At 46.0% G+C, this 22,655-nt stretch carries 23 protein-coding genes and 1 pseudogene; 16 read left to right on the forward strand and 8 right to left on the reverse strand.

The window, feature by feature from the left end:
• Positions 1-55 precede the first annotated feature (55 nt).
• On the reverse strand, positions 56-511 hold the full coding sequence (locus BIZ37_RS12010; RefSeq protein WP_187461711.1) for a hotdog fold domain-containing protein: 456 nt from the start codon (positions 509-511) through the stop codon (positions 56-58).
• Between the two features lie 378 nt (positions 512-889).
• Here BIZ37_RS12010 and BIZ37_RS12015 point away from each other — a divergent pair, with 378 nt between their 5' ends.
• From BIZ37_RS12015 to BIZ37_RS12060, 10 genes are all read left to right on the forward strand, one after another.
• Complete coding sequence (locus tag BIZ37_RS12015; RefSeq protein ID WP_107296202.1) at positions 890-1,798, forward strand: DMT family transporter; 909 nt, start codon at positions 890-892, stop codon at positions 1,796-1,798.
• 128 nt (positions 1,799-1,926) lie between these two features.
• Entirely contained in the window at positions 1,927-2,337 is a 411-nt protein-coding gene (locus BIZ37_RS12020) for a VOC family protein (protein ID WP_187461712.1), read from the forward strand.
• A gap of 114 nt (positions 2,338-2,451) precedes the next feature.
• A complete protein-coding gene (locus BIZ37_RS12025; RefSeq protein ID WP_187461732.1) occupies positions 2,452-3,165 on the forward strand; it encodes a GntR family transcriptional regulator in 714 nt (237 codons plus the stop codon).
• On the forward strand, positions 3,162-4,031 hold the full coding sequence (gene prpB / locus BIZ37_RS12030) for a methylisocitrate lyase (protein WP_187461713.1): 870 nt from the start codon (positions 3,162-3,164) through the stop codon (positions 4,029-4,031). Before BIZ37_RS12025 ends, prpB begins: the two co-directional genes overlap by 4 nt.
• A gap of 199 nt (positions 4,032-4,230) precedes the next feature.
• Complete coding sequence (gene prpC, locus BIZ37_RS12035; RefSeq protein ID WP_187461714.1) at positions 4,231-5,406, forward strand: 2-methylcitrate synthase; 1,176 nt, start codon at positions 4,231-4,233, stop codon at positions 5,404-5,406.
• Between the two features lie 24 nt (positions 5,407-5,430).
• Positions 5,431-8,016, forward strand: a complete 2,586-nt coding sequence (gene acnD / locus BIZ37_RS12040; protein WP_187461715.1) for a Fe/S-dependent 2-methylisocitrate dehydratase AcnD — start codon at positions 5,431-5,433, stop codon at positions 8,014-8,016.
• Between the two features lie 13 nt (positions 8,017-8,029).
• On the forward strand, positions 8,030-9,238 hold the full coding sequence (gene prpF / locus BIZ37_RS12045) for a 2-methylaconitate cis-trans isomerase PrpF (protein ID WP_187461716.1): 1,209 nt from the start codon (positions 8,030-8,032) through the stop codon (positions 9,236-9,238).
• A 45-nt stretch (positions 9,239-9,283) separates the two neighbouring features.
• A complete protein-coding gene (locus BIZ37_RS12050; protein ID WP_187461717.1) occupies positions 9,284-11,158 on the forward strand; it encodes a propionyl-CoA synthetase in 1,875 nt (624 codons plus the stop codon).
• Between the two features lie 182 nt (positions 11,159-11,340).
• Positions 11,341-11,655 (forward strand): hypothetical protein, encoded by a 315-nt coding sequence (locus tag BIZ37_RS12055; protein WP_187461718.1) that lies wholly within the window; start codon positions 11,341-11,343, stop codon positions 11,653-11,655.
• Positions 11,656-12,093: 438 nt separating this feature from the next.
• Positions 12,094-12,984 carry an IucA/IucC family C-terminal-domain containing protein gene (locus tag BIZ37_RS12060; protein WP_187461719.1) on the forward strand — a complete coding sequence of 297 codons (891 nt, stop codon included), beginning with the start codon at positions 12,094-12,096 and terminating at the stop codon, positions 12,982-12,984.
• Between the two features lie 2 nt (positions 12,985-12,986).
• Here the strand turns inward: BIZ37_RS12060 and BIZ37_RS12065 are convergent, their stop codons facing one another.
• Positions 12,987-13,808: a hypothetical protein gene (locus BIZ37_RS12065; protein WP_187461720.1), complete on the reverse strand. Its 822-nt coding sequence runs from the start codon at positions 13,806-13,808 to the stop codon at positions 12,987-12,989.
• A gap of 185 nt (positions 13,809-13,993) precedes the next feature.
• On the opposite strand from BIZ37_RS12065, the gene BIZ37_RS12070 reads away from it, so the two are divergent.
• The gene (locus BIZ37_RS12070; protein WP_187461721.1) at positions 13,994-14,425 is read left to right on the forward strand and encodes a universal stress protein; all 432 of its coding nucleotides are present in this window, start codon (positions 13,994-13,996) and stop codon (positions 14,423-14,425) included.
• Between the two features lie 4 nt (positions 14,426-14,429).
• On the opposite strand, the gene BIZ37_RS12075 is transcribed toward BIZ37_RS12070, so the two are convergent.
• Entirely contained in the window at positions 14,430-14,957 is a 528-nt protein-coding gene (locus tag BIZ37_RS12075; RefSeq protein ID WP_187461722.1) for a GNAT family N-acetyltransferase, read from the reverse strand.
• Positions 14,958-15,231: 274 nt separating this feature from the next.
• On the opposite strand from BIZ37_RS12075, the gene BIZ37_RS12080 reads away from it, so the two are divergent.
• From BIZ37_RS12080 to BIZ37_RS12095, 5 genes and pseudogenes are all read left to right on the forward strand, one after another.
• Positions 15,232-17,511 carry a glycoside hydrolase family 3 N-terminal domain-containing protein gene (locus tag BIZ37_RS12080; protein WP_187461723.1) on the forward strand — a complete coding sequence of 760 codons (2,280 nt, stop codon included), beginning with the start codon at positions 15,232-15,234 and terminating at the stop codon, positions 17,509-17,511.
• Between the two features lie 90 nt (positions 17,512-17,601).
• Positions 17,602-17,727 (forward strand): annotated as a pseudogene (locus tag BIZ37_RS30650) (LysR family transcriptional regulator); the annotation flags it as partial.
• A 36-nt stretch (positions 17,728-17,763) separates the two neighbouring features.
• Positions 17,764-18,435, forward strand: coding sequence for a substrate binding domain-containing protein (locus tag BIZ37_RS12085; RefSeq protein WP_222939654.1), 672 nt, complete (start codon positions 17,764-17,766; stop codon positions 18,433-18,435).
• Positions 18,436-18,606: 171 nt separating this feature from the next.
• Positions 18,607-19,092, forward strand: coding sequence for a YhcH/YjgK/YiaL family protein (locus BIZ37_RS12090; protein WP_187461724.1), 486 nt, complete (start codon positions 18,607-18,609; stop codon positions 19,090-19,092).
• Positions 19,089-19,481: a hypothetical protein gene (locus BIZ37_RS12095; RefSeq protein WP_187461725.1), complete on the forward strand. Its 393-nt coding sequence runs from the start codon at positions 19,089-19,091 to the stop codon at positions 19,479-19,481. The genes BIZ37_RS12090 and BIZ37_RS12095 overlap by 4 nt, the downstream gene beginning before the upstream one ends.
• Before the next feature lie 153 nt (positions 19,482-19,634).
• Here BIZ37_RS12095 and BIZ37_RS12100 read toward each other — a convergent pair whose 3' ends face one another.
• The 5 genes from BIZ37_RS12100 to BIZ37_RS12120 form a co-directional block, all read right to left on the reverse strand.
• Entirely contained in the window at positions 19,635-20,135 is a 501-nt protein-coding gene (locus BIZ37_RS12100) for a YgjV family protein (RefSeq protein WP_187461726.1), read from the reverse strand.
• 28 nt (positions 20,136-20,163) lie between these two features.
• Positions 20,164-20,817 carry a hypothetical protein gene (locus tag BIZ37_RS12105; protein ID WP_187461727.1) on the reverse strand — a complete coding sequence of 218 codons (654 nt, stop codon included), beginning with the start codon at positions 20,815-20,817 and terminating at the stop codon, positions 20,164-20,166.
• A gap of 93 nt (positions 20,818-20,910) precedes the next feature.
• Positions 20,911-21,537 (reverse strand): bifunctional 4-hydroxy-2-oxoglutarate aldolase/2-dehydro-3-deoxy-phosphogluconate aldolase, encoded by a 627-nt coding sequence (locus tag BIZ37_RS12110; RefSeq protein ID WP_187461728.1) that lies wholly within the window; start codon positions 21,535-21,537, stop codon positions 20,911-20,913.
• Positions 21,538-21,553: 16 nt separating this feature from the next.
• A complete protein-coding gene (locus tag BIZ37_RS12115) occupies positions 21,554-22,516 on the reverse strand; it encodes a sugar kinase (RefSeq protein ID WP_187461729.1) in 963 nt (320 codons plus the stop codon).
• Positions 22,513-22,650 (reverse strand): glucuronate isomerase, encoded by a 138-nt coding sequence (locus BIZ37_RS12120; protein ID WP_370577344.1) that lies wholly within the window; start codon positions 22,648-22,650, stop codon positions 22,513-22,515. Before BIZ37_RS12120 ends, BIZ37_RS12115 begins: the two co-directional genes overlap by 4 nt.
• Between the last annotated feature and the right edge of the window lie 5 nt (positions 22,651-22,655).

Here is a 22,655-nt window from a genome sequence, read left to right on the forward strand (position 1 = left end):
AATGGCGCATTAAATGCGCCATTATTTTGTATTTCTGGTTATTGCCTAAAAACAGTTAAGTAAACCTTACATTCATTGTAATTTCTGCTCGAAAGACTAAATTCCCATCAGTGTCTTTCACTTCAACGGGAACAAGTTTGTCACCCTCTGTGTTCCAGTCGATATTCTCGCCTTTTGCATGTGCAGTAAGATCGGTCTTTGCTTTTTTCAAATACTCAACAGTCATGCCAACAGGGATCCAACGGCTTTTTACTGGAATAGATACATCCGTCATCATCCCGCCCGCTAATTCAGCCATATTACACATCGCAATAGCATGCACAGTATTTAAGTGGTTGGTTACGCGTCTGCGTTTCTTAATTGTCACCTCGGCATAGCTTGGCTCTAGTGCGGTGACTTTAGGCTTGATACTTCCAAAGTATGGGGCAAGGCGACACACAACAAAACTGAACAGCTTGTTACCAAAAGGGAGGCGACTCATCTGTTGGTAGATTTTGAGGTTTTTGCGCATAGGGATGTCCTTTTCGAAATGGCTGAGCGGCATATTTTATTTATAGTCTGGTCAGACCAGAATACAAACAGAAAATAGAGCTGTCATTCTACAGGGGGTATTTATGCATTTGAGAGGAAATACAAGCAGCTTTCCCGTGAGACAGATCACTCTTTCTTATTGGGAATGAATTTGACGGGAACTTATGGTTAAGTATTTAAATGTATATTTTTCAATGTTTTACTGTGTTTTCTGAAGGCGGGGAAATGTTATGAAAGACAGAAAACACTCGGTGAATAATTTAAATGTCTGACAATAGAATCACGATGTCTTTTTAGAGATATTTATTTGTAAGCTGACGTGCCACAATTGCCCCGTAATCAAATTAAAAGGCAAACCATGTTCTATTTATTTCCTCTTCTGACTGTCATTATTTGGGCAGGGAATGCCATCGTTAACAAAATGTCTTACAGCGTGATCGACCCTGGTGCGATCTCCTTTTATCGCTGGTTTTTTGCCATGATGGTATTAACTCCCTTTGTTCTACCATCTGTATGGCGTAAGCGTCATGAAATCAAGCCGCATTTGACCAAGCTCGCGTTTCTTGCTTTGTTGGGTATGGTGTTAAACCAGTCGCTGGGCTATTTCGCTGCAGCAACGACAACTGCAACCAATATGGCACTGATCATCTCCTTGGTGCCTTTGCTGAGTATGTTCTTGAGTGTCCCATTGCTGGGTCAGCGTCTGCTACCTTTAGCTATGGTGGGAGCTGTACTCTCGTTGGCTGGTTTGGTGTTCATGCTAGGTCACGGTGATATCAGTACATTGACTTCACAAGGTATCAAACAGGGTGATGCACTGCTGTTAATTGCCGCTTTTGTGTATGCGCTTTACTGTGTATTGCTCAAGCGTTGGAAAATGCCGCTGAACAATTGGCAGTCTGTCTATGTACAGGGGCTCTTTGCGGTAACCATGCTTACCCCAATGTTGTTGAGCAGTGAGCGTATGGCGATCACTGGTGAATCATTGCCATTAATCATGTACGCAGCTTTGCCGGCTTCTGTCTTAGCCCCATGGTGTTGGCTGAAAGGGATCGAAATCTTGGGTGCTGACCGCACCGCAATGTTCATGAACCTGATGCCGGTACTGACTGCACTTATCGCTAGCGTGACATTGGGCGAGCAGTTAGCGGTTTACCATTATATTGGTGGCGGTATGGTTCTCTCTGGTGTGATTCTTGCACAGCGTAAACCAAAGGTGGAGATTACCACCGAGCATTTGGCTGGTGACGCTAAACCAACAGCGTAATCCAAAAGATCAATATTACAGACGGCAGTGGCTGAAAAGTCACTGCCGTTTTCTTTTGGCTATTATTAATCAGTAACTTGCTTCGAATATAACGGGGCAATTAATGGTTTTTAATAAGGAAATGAGTTATGCAAGAGATAACACAGGTCAATCACCTTGGTATACGGGTTAGCAATCTAGAGCGGGCCATCAGTTTTTATCAAAAGTTGGGATTTGAATTTATCACTGGGCCTTCCGGACCTGAACCAGTTGCAATCTTACTTCACCCCTCTGGGATCAATATCAACTTGATCCTCAACGCTAATGATCCTTCTGAGCGAAACATTTTGATGGATGAACCCATTAAATATACTGGGTACACCCATGTAGCGCTTGAAGTGACGGATATGTCTGCCGTGTTGGCTAAGATGCCGACTTTGGATATTTCTCCTAGCAGTGGACCGGTCTCGCATCCTACCGGCATTTCACTCTTTCTACGTGATGATGACAATAACGTCATTGAACTCATTGAATATGCCGGTTTGGATGGGTTGAAATGAGAGATTGTCGACAATCTATACTAAGGTCTAATACACATTGTTAACAATTGGCTTGTAAGGAGGGCGGTTTCGCGCTAAATTTGTTCACAAGTTAAGAAATTGTTGACAATAATGATGAGCAAGCAAGATTTAAAACTGAAAAGTGTCGACAGCCCAGTTGAGAAAGAGGGCACTAAGTCTGAGAGCTTAACCGAGCAACTGATCGATCAGATTGTCAGTGGCACTTACTCTGCTGGCAGTAAGATCTCCGAGCCAGAACTTGCCAAGCATTATGGAGTGAGTCGAGGGCCGTTGCGTGAGGCAATGATGCGCCTTGAGTCCATGGGTTTGGTTGAGCGTATTCCTCATGTCGGTGCGCGGGTTGTTGCCTTAAGTCAGGAAAAATTGATTGAAATTTATGCGGTTCGCGAAGCCCTCGAAGGGATGGCAGCGAGGCTTGCGTGTGAGCATATCACCGACGAGGAGCTTGCCGCTTTAGAACACTTGCTAGATACCCACCATCAACATATCGAGCAGGTAGAAGGGGCGTCGTATTTCCACCAACAGGGTGATTTCGACTTTCATTACCGGGTGATAAAAGCTAGCCGCAATACCAAATTAATCAATTTGCTCTGCGATGAGCTATACCACTTACTGCGAATGTACCGCTATCAGTCTCAGCGTTCACATTCTCGTCCCGAGCAGGCCCTAAAGGAACACTTCCATCTTCTCAGTGCGTTGAAAGAGCGCGACGGGGAGTTGGCAGAGATGTTGATGCGGCGTCACATTATGAGAAGCCGCCAGTTAATTGAACAGCAGTTGAAGCAGGATAAGGAGAAGGTCTCATGAGTCCAGGGAAACGCTTCCGCCAAGCGGTAGCCAACAACAACCCGTTACAGATAGTCGGTACGGTCAATCCGTATTGTGCCATGATGGCAGAGCAGGTCGGCCATCAGGTGGTATATCTCTCGGGGGGAGGGATTGCCAACGCTTCATATGGCTTACCGGATTTGGGCATCACGACGTTAAACGATGTATTGGAAGATGTTCGTCGCATAACTGCAGCGACTAAGCTGCCATTGATGGTCGATATTGATACCGGGTTTGGTGGTGCTTTTAATATTGCCCGCACCATCAAAGAAGTGGAGCGAAGCGGGGCTGCTGCGGTTCATATGGAAGATCAAGTGGCCCAGAAACGTTGCGGTCACCGTCCGAATAAAGCCATCGTCAGCCAACAGGAAATGGTCGATAGGATCAAGGCGGCGGTTGATGCCCGTGTGGATCCTGATTTCGTGATCATGGCACGCACGGATGCCTTGGCTGTTGAGGGGATGGATTCAGCGATTGAGCGAGCACAAGCTTGTGTCGAGGCTGGGGCTGATATGATTTTCCCTGAAGCAATGAATACGCTAGAGCAATACAAGCAATTCTCAGATGCCGTCAAAGTGCCGATTTTGGCCAATATCACTGAGTTTGGTCAAACGCCATTGTTCAGTACTGACGAGCTTGCTGAATGTGGTGTTGATATGGTGCTTTACCCGTTGTCTGCATTTCGGGCAATGAACCAAGCCGCGCTGAATGTATACCAACATTTGTTGAAAGACGGCCATCAGCGCAATGTTGTTGATCAAATGCAAACTCGTGAAGAGCTATACCATTACCTGGGTTATCACGACTACGAGCAAACCTTGGATAAGCTATTCAAGCAGCCTTGATAATCTAACAGGCTAAAGGCTAAAGGCTAAAGGCTAAAGGCTAAAGGCTAAAGGCTAAAGGCTAAAAATATAATTCGAATAATAAGAAATACAGAGTGGAAATAACCTCTGGGGATCAGTGTAACTATTTATCCCGCCAATATAGAGGGGAAGCCTAATCCATTCAATATCGTGAATACAACTGAAGAAGGAGTCTGCTATGACTGCGATAGCCGTAGCTGATGTAAAGAAGGACGGAAGCGAAAAGAAATCCAATGCCATTGGTGGTGCGGGCCTCAGAGGGCAAAGTGCCGGTGTAACGGCTCTCTGTACCGTGGGCAAATCCGGTACTGGATTAACTTATCGTGGCTACGATATTACTGATTTGGCCAATAATGCCGAGTTTGAAGAGGTGGCCTATTTATTATTGAAAGGCAAACTTCCTAATAAACAAGAATTAAAAAGCTACAAACAAGCATTAATGACATTCCGCGGGTTACCGGAAGCATTAAGGTTGGTATTGGAAACCATTCCTGCCGATGCCCATCCAATGGATGTAATGCGAACGGGTTGTTCAATGCTGGGTAACCTTGACCAAGAGCTCGACTTTACTGAGCAGGATGAAAAGACCGATAAGCTTCTCGCCATGTTGCCAGCCATTATTTGTTATTGGTATCGCTACAGCCATGACGGTGTACGTATTGATACCGCCAACAGCAGTGAAGACAGCATTGGTGGGTATTTCCTTGAAATGCTGACAGACAAGTCACCCTCAGAGCTTCACAAGCAGGTCATGCACTGTTCATTGGTTCTTTATGCGGAGCATGAGTTCAATGCCTCGACATTTACTGCCCGTGTTTGTGCGTCCACTTTATCTGACCTTCATTCTTGTATCACTGCAGCTATCGGTAGCCTGCGCGGCCCACTACACGGTGGCGCTAATGAGGCGGCGATGGCAATGATTGAGAATTGGCAAACACCTGATGAAGCCGAAGCGGGCATTATGCAGATGCTGGCAAACAAAGACAAAATCATGGGCTTTGGTCATGCGATTTACCGTGAATCTGACCCGCGCAATGCTTTAATTAAAGCATGGTCGGAAAAACTGTCTGCCGATGTTGGCGATACACATTTGTATGCGGTATCAGAGCGTGTAGAGCAGGTTATGAAAAGGGAAAAAGGGCTTTTCTGTAATGCCGACTTTTTCCATGCCTCGGCCTATCACTTTATGGGGATCCCAACCAAATTGTTCACGCCGATATTTGTGATGAGCCGTGTTACGGGTTGGGCTGCCCATGTGTTTGAGCAACGCGCCAACAACCGGATCATACGTCCGAGTGCTGATTATGAAGGACCTGAGCATCAGGACTGGCTGCCAATTGAAAAGCGCAGTTAATACCTCAAATCACGGATGTTAATTATGAATATGAATACTCAATATCGTAAGCCCCTGCCAGGTAGAGGCCTTGATTTCTTCGATACCCGCGAGGCAGTCAATGAAATATCACCCGGAGCTTACGAAACCCTGCCATATACCTCTCGGGTATTGGCCGAACAGTTGGTCAGGTGTTGCGAACCTGACTCACTGACCGATTGCCTCAAACAGATCATCGATCGCAAGCGTGATTTGGATTTCCCTTGGTTTCCTGCCCGCGTAGTTTGTCATGACATTCTGGGGCAAACGGCGTTAGTTGACCTAGCAGGGTTACGTGATGCTATCGCTGATCAGGGCGGCGATCCTGCAAAAGTGAATCCGGTGGTGGAAACCCAACTTATTGTCGATCATTCACTTGCCGTTGAGCATGCCGGATTTGATCCAGAAGCCTTCGATAAAAACCGCGCGATTGAAGAACGCCGCAACGAAGATCGTTTCCACTTTATCGAGTGGTGTAAAACCGCGTTCGAAAACGTCAGCGTGATCCCTGCGGGTAACGGCATTATGCACCAGATCAACCTGGAGAAAATGTCACCGGTTGTTCAATCCAAAAATGGTGTCGCCTACCCTGATACCTGTGTTGGTACCGATAGTCATACACCACATGTTGATGCTTTGGGTGTAATAGCTATTGGCGTGGGTGGGCTGGAAGCTGAAACGGTCATGCTGGGCCGCCCGTCAATGATGCGCCTGCCAGATATTGTCGGGGTTAACCTGACCGGTAAACGTCAACCGGGCATAACCGCGACTGATATCGTACTGGCGATTACTGAGTTCTTACGAAATGAGCGTGTCGTCTCTTCTTATTTGGAGTTCTTCGGTGAAGGGGCTAGGGATCTTACCATTGGTGATCGTGCAACCATTTCTAATATGACCCCGGAGTATGGCGCAACAGCGGGTATGTTCTACATCGATGAGCAGACCATCAATTACCTCAAACTCACTGGGCGTGATGAACAACAGGTTGAGTTGGTAGAGAACTATGCTAAGCAAACCGGCTTGTGGGCTGATGATTTAGTTACAGCCCAATACGAACGTGTATTGGAATTTGACCTGTCTAGCGTTTCGCGCAACATGGCTGGGCCATCTAACCCTCATCGCCGTCTACCAACGTCAGAGTTGGCCTCTCGAGGTATCTCGGGTGAGTGGCAAGAGAAAGAAGGCGAGTTGCCGGATGGCGCTGTCATTATCGCAGCCATTACCTCTTGTACCAATACCAGTAATCCGCGAAATGTGGTGGCGGCAGGCTTGCTCGCCAAGAAAGCCAATGAATTGGGCTTAGAACGTAAACCTTGGGTGAAATCCTCATTTGCACCGGGTTCGAAGGTCGCCAAACTGTATCTGGAAGAGGCCGGTCTTTTGCCTGAAATGGAAAAACTAGGCTTTGGCATTGTTGCCTACGCCTGTACGACCTGTAACGGAATGAGCGGGGCACTGGACCCTGAAATCCAGCAGGAGATCATCGACCGGGACTTGTACGCTACGGCAGTGTTGTCAGGTAATCGTAACTTTGATGGCCGCATCCATCCTTATGCCAAGCAGGCGTTTTTGGCTTCGCCGCCGCTGGTGGTGGCCTATGCACTTGCTGGTTCGATTCGGTTTGATATTGAGCGCGATGCCTTGGGAACCGACAAACAAGGTAATCCAGTATATCTAAACGACCTATGGCCTTCCGATGAAGAAATTGATGCGGTTGTCGGTAAGCATGTTAAGCCTGAGCAGTTTAATCAGGTATACATTCAGATGTTCAAATTGGACGAAGGACAGCGTAATAGCAACCCGCTATACGACTGGCGTCCAATGAGTACCTATATCCGGAGGCCGCCTTATTGGGAGGGCGCACTAGCCGGAGAGAGGAAGTTATCTGGAATGCGTCCACTGGCGGTGTTGGGTGACAACATCACAACCGACCATCTTTCTCCCTCCAATGCCATTCTTGCCTCCAGTGCGGCGGGTGAGTATTTAGCGAAAATGGGTGTACCGGAAGAAGATTTCAATTCATATGCCACGCACCGTGGTGATCACCTTACGGCGCAACGGGCGACGTTTGCCAATCCAAAACTGTTTAATGAAATGGTTCGGGAAAATGGTGAGGTTGTCCAAGGCTCACTGGCACGTCTCGAACCTGAAGGGCAGGTGGTTCGTATGTGGGAAGCCATTGAAACGTACATGGATCGTAAGCAACCGCTTATCGTTGTCGCGGGGGCAGACTATGGTCAGGGATCGTCTCGGGACTGGGCTGCTAAAGGGGTTCGTTTAGCGGGGGTCGAAGCAATAGTTGCTGAAGGCTTTGAGCGTATCCACCGTACCAACCTTGTTGGGATGGGCGTATTACCCTTGCAGTTCAAGCAAGGCACTGATAGAAATACGTTGGTGTTGGATGGCACTGAACTGTATGACGTTGTGGGCGATATTCAGGCAGGCACCGACTTGGCTTTGGTGGTAACACGCGCTAATGGTGAGAAAGTGGATGTGCCGGTGACGTGCCGTCTGGATACTGCTGATGAAGTCGCAGTGTATAAAGCAGGTGGCGTGCTGCAGCGATTTGCTCAAGATTTCTTAGCGCAATAGGGGGAGGGAGAATATGACAAACTTAACTTCTCTGCCTAAACAGGATGCGCAATCGCAAATCAGGTTACCTGCCACGTACATGCGAGGCGGAACCAGCAAAGGGGTGTTTTTCAGTCTGAGCGATTTGCCGTTGGAAGCACAAGTTGCAGGTGAGGCCCGAGATAAATTGCTTATGCGGGTCATTGGTAGCCCGGATCCATACGCCAAGCAAATTGACGGTATGGGTGGGGCTACCTCAAGTACCAGTAAAACGGTGATTGTGTCCAAAAGCGGTAAAGTTGATCATGATGTGGATTATTTGTTTGGTCAGGTTTCTATTGATAAGCCTTTTGTTGATTGGAGCGGGAACTGCGGAAATTTGTCGGCGGCAGTCGGGCCTTTTGCAATTCATGCGGGTTTGATCCCAAGTGATCGCATACCAGAAAATGGCATCGTGAAAGTACGTGTCTGGCAAGTCAACATCGAGAAAACAATCGAAATACATGTTCCTATCATCAATGGTTTTGTCCAGGAAACGGGTGAGTTTGAACTCGACGGCGTCACGTTTCCTGCCGCTGAGATTCAGGTCGACTTCCTCGATCCGGCTGATGGTGATGGATCGATGTTTCCGACTGGCAACCTCGTCGATGACCTTGAAGTGCCGGAAGTCGGCACCTTCAATGCCACAATGATTAATGCTGGGATCCCGACCATCTTTATCGAAGCCGAAGCACTGGGTTATATCGGTACTGAATTGCAGGACGATATTAATAATGATGAGGAGGCATTGGCTAAGTTTGAGCGTATACGAGCTCAAGGTGCCTTGAAAATGGGGTTGATATCCCGCTTGGAGGAAGCCGAAACACGTCAGCACACTCCCAAAGTTGCTTTTGTTTCAAAACCCCAGCAATACCTGACATCGAGTGGCAAAACAGTAACAACGGAACAGGCGGATGTATTGGTTCGCGCACTGTCTATGGGCAAACTGCACCATGCCATGATGGGAACGGCTGCAGTGGCTATTGCTTCAGCGGCATGTGTGCCGGGTACACTGGTTAATCTTGCTGCAGGTGGTGGGAGTAAAGAATCTGTCACTTTTGGTCACCCTTCAGGAACACTAAAGGTCGGGGCCCAGGCCACAAAAGCTGAGCATGGCTGGGTTGTTGAGAAAGTCATGATGAGCCGCAGCGCGCGTATCTTGATGGAAGGCTTTGTCCGTGTTCCATCCAATGTTTTTGAATGACACCTCTTTGATAAAGCAATGTCAGGACATACTGGAGGAAGCACTATGTCTGCATATCAGAAAGAATATCAACGGGCACAAACTGCGCCACAAGATTTTTGGCAACAACAAGCACAAAAATTGCAATGGTATCAGTTTCCACAAAATATATTAAGCAAAGACGAGAATGGTATAGAGCGCTGGTTTGCCGATGGTGAACTGAATACATGTTATTTGGCGTTAGACCAGCATGTTGAAGCCGGTAGAGGGAATCAGACTGCCCTGATATACGACTCACCGGTAACCGGTTCTAAAGTGCAGTACAGCTATCAAGTATTAAGGGATCAGGTAGCAAAGACGGCTGGCATGCTGGCTGATCTAGGAGTGACAAAAGGTGATCGAATTGTGATCTACATGCCGATGATCCCTGAAGCTGCCATGGCGATGCTGGCATGTGCCCGTATTGGCGCAATTCACTCAGTGGTATTTGGTGGTTTTGCACCAAACGAATTGGCAGTTCGAATTGAGGATGCCGAGCCCAAGTTAATACTCACGGCAAGCTGTGGTATTGAGGTAAACAAGGTCATTCCTTACAAGCCTATGGTTGATCAAGCCATTATGGATAGCCGCTGGAAGCCTGAACATGTGGTTGTTTTCCAGCGAAATGCTTGTCGAGCTGAACTAAGCGAGGGAAGGGATCGTGACTGGCAGGCTTTGAAACAAAAAGCCGAGATGGCGCCTTGTGTCCCTGTGAAGGCCACTGATCCCCTATATATACTCTATACCTCTGGCACAACGGGTAAGCCAAAAGGTGTGGTCAGGGATAACGGTGGTCATGCCGTTGCGATGAAATACAGCATGGAAACCATTTATAACGTCAATCCAGGCGAAGTATTCTGGGCTGCTTCCGATGTCGGTTGGGTAGTTGGTCACTCCTATATTGTCTACGGTCCCCTTATCCATGGCTGTACAACGGTCATGTTTGAGGGCAAACCGGTGAAAACCCCCGATCCTGCGGCTTTTTGGCGGGTTTGTAATGAATATGGCGTTAAAGTGTTATTTTCGGCACCGACAGCATTCCGCGCAATAAAGAAAGAAGATCCCGAAGGAACATTGCTGGCTGACTATCCAATGAATGAGCTTAAAGCGATATACATGGCTGGTGAAAGGCTAGACCCGCCAACGCTGGAGTGGGTGCAAGAAAAGACCGGACGGCCAGTGATTGACCACTGGTGGCAGACCGAAACAGGATGGGCGATTGCAGGAAACCCTGTGGGGCTTGAGAGCTTCGATATAAAGCCTGGTTCGGCCACCATGCCGATCCCCGGATATGGCGTTGTTGTACTGGATGAAACCGGTGAAGAGAAATCGGCTAACCAACAGGGCTATATTGCCATTAAACGCCCACTACCACCAGGCTGCTTGCCAACAGTGTGGCGCAACCATGACAGGTTCCAATCTGGCTATCTCAGCCAGTTCCCCGGTTACTATGTCTCCGGCGACGGCGGATATATTGATGAGGACGGTTATTTATTTGTCATGGGGCGGATAGACGATGTTATCAATGTGGCTGGGCACCGCCTTTCAACTGGTGAAATGGAAGAGGTGGTCGGCGGGCACGAAGCTGTCGCTGAGTGTGCGGTTATTGGTATACACGATGATTTGAAAGGCCAACTTCCGTTGGGGCTGGTGGTTTTGAAAGACGGTTACTATTCGGCAGACGGCACTATTGAAAAAGAGCTTTTGTTGAAAGTGAGAAGCGAAATCGGTGCGGTTGCCTGCTTTAACCGTGCGCTGGTCGTTGATCGGTTACCGAAAACACGATCCGGTAAAATTTTACGTCGGGTTATACGGCAAATCGCCGATGGTGAGCAGTATGTGGTGCCTTCTACCATTGATGACCCATCGAGCTTAAGTGAAATAGAGAAAGCGCTGGGCTAGAGTGCTTTAAGGGTCATTGAACTCTTTAACAGTGTTGTACTTTAGTCATCATTTACAGAGCCCCCAACGTGTTGAGGGGCTTTTTTCATCGATGATGGTGAATTGATTGCACACTGTGATCTTGATCATATTTGTATTGTGGACTATCAATAGAAACAGTGCATTGCGAAAAGGAGGGTGCCATGCATTTCAACTTTATTATTATTGGGTTTGCACTTGCGGCTCTAGCGCTAGATAAACTGTCAATCTTTGATGACGATACAGCTGATTACGTAAATGTGCCAACCTATCAAGTAAATCCGGATTTTTCTAAGACATCGGCTCCCACAACGACAGTAGAAGCGAAAAGAAAAGTGTCATATCCCGTCGAGCCTATTTCACCACGAGTGAGTATTGATGAATATGATGCCATGATGACGCCGAGTGCGACACCTCATGCTTCGCTGAATGTAAAACAGGTGGTGCTGGGGGGGATGGTGGTTCCTGCTGATTACTAAAAAGCCAATTACTTGGCTTTTTGGTAGTCCCTTAGAAACGCAATCCTTGCTTTACTTAGTGCCGATTGTGTTTCTGACTTTAGCTTTTGCCTAACCAGTTTGGCATCCTTACTCATAAGTAAAAGTTCCTATGCAATCCATGCACGTTTGACCAACGTTGCTGACAATTAATTTTATTGGCCATGGACTGTGATAACTGTCACAACTCCAAGATGCTTTTGCAAGAAATATATACAAAACTGTTGTTGAATTAAAGCTTTATAGTATTGCAATACGGTTAAAACCCATGATTTCGTGATCTTTATCAATCTTATGCATGTTAACTCACATGCTCATGTGGAGTACTTGCTCTATTTTCTCTGTTTTTATCTTGTTGCTTACAGATCTTGAACCCGTCATTCGTTAGGTTAGAATCAGCGAAATAGACAATGATGAGCTTTGAAATTCAAGCACCGAAAGCTTAAATATGTATCTCTCGAAGTAGAAAACAAGATGACCTTATCCACGGACTTAGCGCCAATTTGGCTCGGTGAGCCAGCACAACCTTCATTAGAATCTCAACTCGAATGGCTATACCAGCGTGAACCATTCTTCCGTTTGCAATATGGATCAGTGGGCGTGTTATTGCCTACGTGGTTTGAAAATGGCATAGAGGAGTCTATCAACACATTCAGTTTGGATATCGATGCCAAGCCAGCGGTTGGTGCATCCTTGTGGCTAAAGAGTTTTACTGCTCATTTGTTTTCAGGGCTTGCTGCACTGAGGCTTAAGTTTAACCGTGTCCTTGTACCAAGATTTGAGCAAATTAGTCTTGATGTAGCGGATAATGGCAAATTAAAGCGTGTTGGTGTAGCTACAGATTGTGCCTTTTATTGCTTGGCCAATGATCCTCTAGCAAATACTGCTCAGGCAAAAGTGGTTAATTCAGAACAGGAATTAGATCAGGCATTAACTGATTTAGTTCGGGGGATCGGGCATTACCTTGCCCCAACGTTTAAACAGCTAAAAGTGAATACCCCACAATTTTGGGGGTCTGTTGGTTATGCACTTGGCTTGGTTTTTCAGAAACTGACCCAGCACGGCATCGATAGTGAATTAAGTGAAAAAGTACAGCCAGTTGCAGATGCATGGTTGGAAAGTGTATTACCGGACTATGCTGAACTCAACACAGTGAAAACTGCAACTCAAGGAGATATAGGTATATTCTATATTCGCCGTGAAACCTGCTGTTTGAAATATAAACTAGACGGTAAGAATAATTGTGCTACTTGCCAGCAACGCGATCCAGTGGCGCAGCTTTCTCTGTATCAAGCGAAAGTGCCGGCTTAATGCTATTCGGTTAGTTTCAATTTACCCGCACCATCGGGATACAGCACTTTATCGAGGCTGTCACGAAGATCGACAAGGGGCTGTTGGCTGATCTCTATGATACTTCTGGCTGGCCTATCGAGTTCGACAATTAAAGTCAACACCAAAGAAAAAGCCATCGCAAAGGGCAGGGCAGCTACGAGCGCCCTGCCTTTATTTTGTGCGCCAACCTGTAATCCGTTTAGTCCAACGGTGAGGAATGTCAGCAACCCTAAGGTGAACCATATACTGGCGGGAATACGCCCTCTAATTCCCTTGTTGGCGCGCTCTGTATGTATATCGATGACTTCATTGAGGGAGTTAATATATAGCAAAAGCAGTTCTGGTGATGTAGTACCATAAGAGTCAACAGCCTGATTCCACAATTGAAGATGGAGGATTTCACTTTCTTTGATGATTGAATTTACTACCTTCTTTTGCCTCTCTTTGTTTTCGACCACTCTCAGGGTGACATAGTCACGCAACAACTCACGGCTACGCGAACGGTAAGGTTCAGCTAACAACCCGGTGCGCAGTATCGTTGTACCCACTGCATTGGCTTCGGTGAGTACCAACTCTTTGCGGTCAGCGGATTTGGCTGCTGCCATGCTGAAGGTGATGGCCAGAATAAAAGCGAGCAAACTGGCAAGTCCGGTTGCCATCGGGCTGATTGACTGGCTGATTTGCTTGGATGGAAAGCGCAGTGCCAAGCGATAGCCGAATTCGAACATCAGGCCAATAGCCCCGAAAATCAGTCCAAGGATGATAAAAATTGAAAGAGAATCGATAAAGGACTCTTGATACATACGGCGACCTTGAAAAGAAACTCAACCAAACGTAAGCGAGTGGCGTGTCAACTGAAGCTATGAAATTGGTGAAACTTCAGATATCTGGCTAACAGTATAGCGGGTCATGTTTGTCACGATTCTTAGATGCGCACGTTAAGCTAAACTCATAGTGTTCATAAATCATGCCCCTTGAGGAATAAGAGATGAAATACAAACATGTCTTGTTGGCTGTGAACTTTGATGCGAATGCTGAGTATTTGGTGATGAAAGCGGCTCAGCAAGCAAGATCCCATGATGCCTTGCTCAGCGTGATTCATATCGATCCAGATTTTACAGAGTTATATGAGGGGGTGAGGGAGTTTAACCCCTCAGCGTTTGATGACTCGGTGCACAATGAGTCAGTACGGGAAATGACTGCGTTACTGAAGGAGGCTGATTATCCTATCTTCAAGCACATCTTCTATGCAGGATATGTAGAGGATCAAATAATCAAGGCCATTAAAGAGTACGACGTTGATTTATTGGTGTTCGGGCACCATGAATCAAGTTGGTTCCATCAACTGACCATGTCTAGCAGCGAGCCTTTGCTACGGAAAATGCCTTGTGACTTGTTGTTTGTCAGAGTCGAGAAGTGAAGTGCTAACTCTCTAATATCGGCGTTATTGAAGTCCAAGCGTAAACCAACTCATCCACCAGGCTTCCCTCTGGAGCTTGCCATTGCTGGCTTATGATAGGTTTACCACCTAGGTGGTCATAAAACTTCTGGGCGCTGAGGTTCTGGCTGAGCACTTCTAGATAAGCCCCTTTGTACAAGGCTTCTGTTTGGATAACTTGAGCTGCTTGTTGTATAAGTGCTTTGCCAATTCCTTTTCCCGTCGTGTTGGCATCGACATGAAGGTTTTCGATTAACGTTCCGTAGTCTTTGCTTTGATCCAGATAGATACAGATAAAGCCAAGCAGTTGGCTGCCTTCTTCTGCAACAAAAATACGTTGATTAGTACTTGGATGGCTAAACCTTTGCTGCCACAGGGCACCTCGTTCTGTGAAGACACCTTCTGACAGGTATTGCGAATTGAGTAAACCGGCATAGACAGTTTGCCAACTTGTCGCGTGCAAGCGACTAATCGCTGTTTGGTGTTCCAATCTTGCAGGCTTGATGGTAATCACGAAAACTCCCTATATCGACAAAAACACTTCCCTATATTTTTGATATTACTTCAAAATATTTATTCTGCAATATCAGCTTTGATCAAATGATTCTGTGAGCGCATAGCAAAGAAATGGAATAAATTTCTGTGAATATGCTGTATCGTGATCAAGGTAAACCAAAATCAAAAACTGGTTGATCTCGATCGCCATAATAAAACAAATTGGTTAACCAAATACTTATGACAGGTAGTATTCATCATGTTTCCAACGATGAATAATTAAAAGGCGAACCATGAGCAAAAAACTCTTTACCCTAGCGCCTGTAGCGGTGGCGCTCATTCTTGCAGGTTGTAATTCATCATCAAGTGATAGTGATGATAAAGACAAGATTGTTCAACCTGTTGTTCAATCTCGTGTGCACGATATTCTAGAAATTGATGGTTACCAATTCCGTGATGCTAATGGTGATGGCGAATTGGCTCCTTATGAGGATTGGCGTTTATCTTCTGAGGAGCGGGCAGCTGATTTGGTTAGCCGAATGACCCTAGAAGAGAAAGTTGGCATGATGCTGATCGATACTCTCAATGCCGAAGCTTATGGCTATATTGGTATGAAGCATCAAGATTTTGTAAGCCGCCAAAAGATGAATCGCTTTATCTTCCGAAACAATATTCTGACTCAGGAAGAAATTGATGCGATGACTGATGAAGAGCGTCAAGACGGTGGGCCTGCTGGAGGTCCCGGCGGTCCTAACTATGTTATTAGTCCAATGGAAGCTGCTCAGTACATGAATACCGTACAGGAGCTTACTGAGCGCACGCGACTAGGGATCCCTGCACTGTTTAAATCTAATGCGCGCAACCATATTGACCCGAATGCCAAAGCCGGTATCAATGTCGACTCCGGTGCATTTTCAGGGTGGCCAAAAGAAGGCGGTTTGGCGGCAACAGGGGATATGGAGCTTATTGCTGAATTTGGTGAAGTCATGCGCGCTGAATGGAATGCAATTGGTCTACGTGGCATGTACGGTTATATGGCTGACTTAGCAACGGAGCCACGCTGGTACCGTGTTCATGAAACCTTTAGTTCAGATGCAGACCTAACTTCCGATATTATTCAGACATTGGTCGATAATCTGCAAGGCAAAGAGGTCGATTCGAACAGTATCGTATTAACGATGAAACACTTCCCTGGTGGCGGTCCGCAATTTTTGGGGGCAGACCCTCATTATATGGCTGGTCAACACCAAAGCTATCCTGCCGACAAATTTGAATATCACCTAAAGCCTTTTGTTACTGCTATTGATGCAGGGGTTGCGGCAATCATGCCTTATTACGGCGTTGTTGGCGGTGGTGACTGGTCAATGGTTGATCCCGATGAAACAGATCATTATGTTGGGGGTGGAAAGTATCTAATTGATCTATTAGACGAAAGAGATCATTTTACGGTACGAGTAGCTAACAATGATTATTCTACAGAAGTTGGTGAACCTGCAGGCAATGTGGGTGTTGCTTTCTCAAAAGGTATCTTGGATGACTTGCTACGCCAGAAGTTGGGTTTTAAAGGTGTGATAAACTCTGATACTGGCATTATCAATGACGAAAATAATGATCACACCGATTACGAGATGATGCATAACAACCGTGCATGGGGCTTGCAAGATAAGACTAAAACTGAGCAATTCGTCATTGCAATAGAAGCGGGTACTGACGTTTTCTCTGGCTTTAACCGAAACGATGAGATCAGATCTGTCGTTGAGCAAGGTTTGGTTTCTGTAGCGCGTATCGATGAGTCAGTAAAACGCCTACTGAAAGTACAGTTTGATTTAGGGCTGTTTGAAAACGCTTATGTAGATGCCAGCAAAGCTAATGAAATCGTCGGTAACCCAGAGTTCCAGCAGAAAGCCCAACTTGCTCAGCGCAAAGCGGTAGTTTTGCTTGAAAACCAAAATAAAACGTTGCCACTTCGGACTAACACCAGTTTGTTTACCATGGGGATGGATGGAGACATTGCTAAAGAATATGGTTTTGCTGTAACCGTAGGTGATGATGACGACGGTAACAAGATTGCTGATGCGACTGGAAACGATCATGCACTTATTCGTGTCCGGGTTGACAATATTCCAGCGGTGATGGGAAGCGATCCTACCACTAACCGTGCTTTGGCGTTTGGTGGCGCAGACTTTGACGAATTGTCAGTCCTCGACTTTACAAGCATGGCCAATGATATCAAAGGTGAGGGTAGTTCTTGGGTTGTCACCCCTTCCTTGGAGGATATCCAAGCCGTGATGGATGAGGTGGGCGCAGAAAATACCGTTCTTTCTGTCTACTTCCGCCAACCTTACGTTCTTGATGAAGAAAGTGGCATGAGAGACGCTGGTGCTATCCTTGCAACCTTCGGCTCCGATGACCGCGCGGTAATGGACGTTGTTAGTGGTGAATTTAATCCACAAGGTAAACTACCATTTGCTTTGGCCAATAGTGCTCAGGCAATCGTGGACCAAGATTCTGATGACCCGAATTACAAGGCTGGTGATACGCTTTATGAATTCGGTTATGGCTTGAGCTACTAACATCAAATAACCTTTTGTAATCAAAGAGCCTGATAGCCACTATCAGGCTCTTTTGCGTTAGTTCAACCGTACTCTTCCGTAGACCATGGCTCTTTTCGTGCGGCTGCTAAAGCACTCCGGCTCTCTCCCTCGGTGGTTAGCCACCATATAGGTCAATTAGAAGAGCGCCTTGGCACTGCGTTGCTTTACCGTTCTACACGAAAGTTGTCGCTAACATCAGATGGTCAGCGACTCTTAGCGGCTGCTCATGTCATGTTAGAAGCAGCAGAAGCGGGTATACAGGATATTGCCAACCAGACTAACCAGCCATCCGGTACGATTAAACTGACAATTCCTGCTGTTTTGGCGCAGTCGAATCTGACTACTACGATTGCCGAATATGCAATGGATTTCCCCCAGGTAAACTTGGCGATAAATTACTCGGACAGTAAGCAAGACTTGATTGCTGATGGCTTTGATATTGCTATCAGAATGACAACAGCGCTTGAAGATAGCTCGTTTAGAGCGAGGAAGTTGTATGAAATTAATCGAAGATTAGTTGCTGCACCAAGTTATCTTAGCTCTCGTGCGCAAATTATGTCTCCTGACGAGTTGGCAAAGCAAGATTGGCTGGAATTGGCGCCAGTGTGGCATAAGAAATTAGAACTATGCTCAGGTGATCAAATTAGTTTGGTACAAAAACCAAAATCACAAGTTAGTGTTAACAATGCTCTTGCTTTAGCCCAGTTAGCGTGCAGTGGGGTGGGGCTGGCGATTATTCCTGAGTTTCTGATTATGTCGGATATCGAGGCAGGCCGACTTACCTATGTTTTACCGGAATGGAGTATTTCCCCTGTCAGTGTTTATGCCGTGTGGCCATCTAATGCACCCAAAGATGGTTTAGTTAAACACTTTTTAGATTACATCGCATCGGCAGGAAACTGAGGTAAGGTTAAGTAGTATTATTCATTGAGTTTTTCGTATGGGGAATAGTGGTTTTATCGATAAATGTATTATTTTTTGACCTTGGTCTACTAATTCATCTAAATTGGTCAACCAACTTGTGCGATTGGTATATAATTAGCTTACATAATTAATTTATCATTTGAGGTATCTGTGTACAGAGGTAATTTAAGCTCTCTGGAAAGCTATCGTCACATTCCATACTCGCTAATTGAACTCATACAGGTAGTAAAGCGAAAAATTCAATCTAATAGCAAAATTGGTACATATCCACTTCTAGGAGATGATGTTTTCTATTTTATTGTTGATGATAAGACAAAGCCGCTTTCAGAGACAAAGCCAGAAATCCATGCAAAATATATTGATGTTCAAATTGTATTAGAAGGTGAGGAAAGCTACGGCTATAGCCTAAGCCCATTTAATTCGATTGATGAGGATTTAATAGAAAAGAAGGATGTTGCCTTTAGTAAGGATATCAATGAAGAGCAGTTCGTGACCTTGTATCAAGATGATTTTATTATCTTCGATACAAATCAACCTCATCGTCCTTTGGTTGCAACGTCCGAACCTGAAAATGTGAAAAAAGCAGTAGTTAAAATCAATAAGCGTTATTTAATTGAAAAGTCGAGGTTTGAATGAATACGTACATGAATGTTCTGGAATGGGAAGATACAGCTATTCCACATCGATTATGGATTGAGAAGCTCGATAGCAATATGACCCGCCTTTGTATGAAAGTGGTGAAAGATGTTGAGCCAGAAATGCTCTATCTTGAACTTCCGGTATCACAAGAAAAGGTGCTGGGAGCTTGGCAGGGAAGGGCTGTCGCAGTATCTGATGCCTACGATGATGGTTGTTTGTACTCTCAAGTACGTAGTTTATTTAACTTGGAGAATGGTTGTGTCGTTTGGACAGTAAACCATATTCAACTCGCGGATAGTCAAAAAATGTCGGCGGACAAATTAGCCTTTATTCCAGGTATGACTCACGATCAAGGTTTGTTGAAGGCCATTTTAGAAACGGCTTAGCTGAACTCTTTCTACTTTTTAGGGTTTTATCTTGGTGTGTTACTCAAGGCAAAACTGTTTAAATGGATAAAATTAAAAGCACATCATAATTGAAGTGATGTGCTTTTTTATATGAAGTGTGGTTTATATTTTATTATAGTAGAAATTAAATGACTACATAGCACGTCTTGATATGAACATTTTAGATATCGTATACAAGTTGACAATAATAAATGTCGTCTCCATCAATGTCCCACCAATAGAACCTAGCAGCAAATTATTTGTCAGCCAACAGAATGAATTAAACAAGACAAGTAGACGCAATTTTATCCCATCAACCTGAAATAATCCCCAGGTTACTACTGATGCACCAAAAATGGTTAGTAATTCATAGCTATGTTGCAAACTGGGTAAACCCATTAGCCATAATAACGCAATAAAGAACAACATGACTTTATTTGAATTCGTTCTGGTTGAAGCATAACTTCTTGCCGCACTAATTCCACAGCCAAACGCGGCCGTGAATGCACCCATCATAAAAAAGTGAATACATAACAAGATTTGAAATACGGTCAGGTGTAGTCGAAAACGCTGGCCGTTTTGATGAAGGAATGCACTGGCTCCGACAACAAAGGCAAACAGCCCGACACCCTGGGCAAAATTAATTTCTAACATGACAAGTCTCTACGGTGATCTCTTAGGGTTAATCGTGTGATGGAACCAACTTGGATAGATACTGACAGCACAATACTGGGCTTGATAAAATGGGTATTGGCCAATGTTGGACATATTTAACTGCTGGGGCCATTGAGGCTTGAGCAAGGACGATGGTATCGTCGGAAATCTCATTGAGCTCGATGTATTTTGCAATGGTTTTCGCATAGGAAACCGTATCTCCATCAGCATAGTACTGCCAGGCATCGGGAATGACATCATAGGCTATAGCAGGAGACTGATTAAGCTGGTTTGCACACTGCTGAAGTAATTCTAGGGTAGGCTCGATAGTGCTTTCTAGCGCAGCCAGCACGCGAATGCTGCTGTTCAGAATAGCGTGCTCCGCCATAGGTCTATCGACTCGGATGACTCGGGCTGTAATATCCGCCGTTTTTTCTGCCGCATCACCAATGGTGGAGCAGGTGCAGATAATAATGTCAGCACCTGCTATGGCAATCTCCTTAATTTCCTGCTGGACAAGATTGACGACATTCGATGTCAGGCCATCAGCTATGGCTTGCTTGAGAAGCAGCTCATTGACATGGTGGCTAATCGTCACGCTTTTGTCGGCAAGGTATTGGTTGATATAAGGAAGAAACAAGGTTTTGTTTGCCTCAAGCGTGTAGAGAAAAGCAATTTTCATTGGGTGCAATCCTTAGCCGATATGAAAAACTGATTAGAAAATAAAGGCTTCCCATAGGAAGCCTTGAGGTAACTTGGGTATACTGATTTGAAGTTAGCTTACCAAGTCAGCGGCTTCACGGGCAAGGCGGCCAATTTCATCCCAACGGCCTTCATTGATGAGTTTCTTATCAACCATCCAGGTACCACCGCAGGCAAATACGCGGTCGATAGCGAGGTAGTCATTGACGTTCTTGGCGTTGATACCGCCAGTCGGCATAAACTGGATCTGGGTGTAAGGTGCCAACAAGGATTTCAGCATATTGATACCGCCAGAAGCCTCGGCAGGGAAAAACTTCAGTGTCGTTACGCCCATCTCGATGGCTGCTTCTACCGCGCTAGGGTTATTGACGCCAGGAACAATTTCAATGCTCAGTTCTTGGCAGGCTTTGACTGTATTAGGGTTAAAGCCAGGGGAAACCACAAACGTTGCACCGGCTTCCTTGGCGGCAATGGCTTGCTCTCGGTTTAGTACCGTACCTGCACCGATTAGCATCTCTGGCTGCGCCTCGCGAAGTAGTCGAATGGCTTCAGCTGCTGCATCAGAGCGGAAGGTGATTTCCGCAGCAGGTAGACCGTTCTCAGCCAATGCTTTACCAAGGGGAATAATGTCTTCTGCGCGATCAATGGCGATCACCGGAATAACTTTAATTTGTGCAAGTTGCTGTGCAGTAGTGCTCATTGTTGAGTCTTCCTTTTTATTGTTCAGAGAGAGCAGGTTGTTGTTCGTTAAATTCAATGTGTGACATTGCCCCAGCAGGGATAATTGCCCCTTTGTGCTGGATGACTGTGCCTGCCAGTTGATGGCCTTGTTCCGAGCATTTCACCGGAGATTTACCATTTACCAAGCCAGCCATGAAGCCGGCATTGAACGAGTCGCCGGCAGAGGTGGTGTCGATTACTTGCTTGACCGGTGTGGTAGCGACAAAGGTGCGGGTCTGGGTGGTGAAGTCCTCGTAGTAGTTCCCCTTCGCGCCCATTTTGACAACCGCTTGGCGTACGCCAGCGGCTTTCAGCCTCTCCAAAGTCACTTCTTCGTTACTATCGCCCCACAGGTTGGCTTCGTCATCATTGGTAACGAGAGCCAAAGCCGTGTAGGAAAATACCTGCTGGTAGCACTCTTGAGCCTGTTCGGCTGACTCCCACAGGGCAGGGCGGTAATTGGTATCAAACAAGATATCGACACCGGATTCAGCTAGAAGCCCAAGTAGCTCAACAAGTTTTTGGCGGTCTTGCTGCGGCAAGATAGCCAGACTGATCCCGCTGAGGTAGATCATATCCATCTTGCCAAGTTGTGTTGCTATATGCTCGAAATCATCATGTTGTAGCATGTAACGGGCTGCTGATTGGTTGCGCCAGTAGAGGAAAGTGCGCTCGCCTTTGTCATCAAGTTGGATCAAGTACAATCCAGGCTGGCGGGAACCATCACGGAGAACCAAGCCGGTACTAACACCTTCTTCCTGCCAACGCGCGATCATACCGTCACTGATGGCATCGGAACCAAGTGCTGACACGTAATGGACTTCGGCTGACATACCTGCAGTACGGGCCAGATAGACAGCCGTATTGAGGGAATCACCACCGTAAGTCTGATGCATATCACCAAACGGCGCGCCGTTGAGTTCAATCATGCACTCGCCGATAAGGGCTACGCGTTTCATGCTTGCTCTCCCGGTAGGGCGAAGTAGTGTTTGGCATTATTGAAACAGATGTCCTGCACCATCTTACCAAGCATGTTGATATCATTAGGCACTTCACCGTTTGCTACCCACTGACCAATCATATTGCACAGAATGCGGC

The organism is Photobacterium sp. BZF1 (assembly GCF_014349205.1).
Lineage (GTDB): Bacteria > Pseudomonadota > Gammaproteobacteria > Enterobacterales > Vibrionaceae > Photobacterium.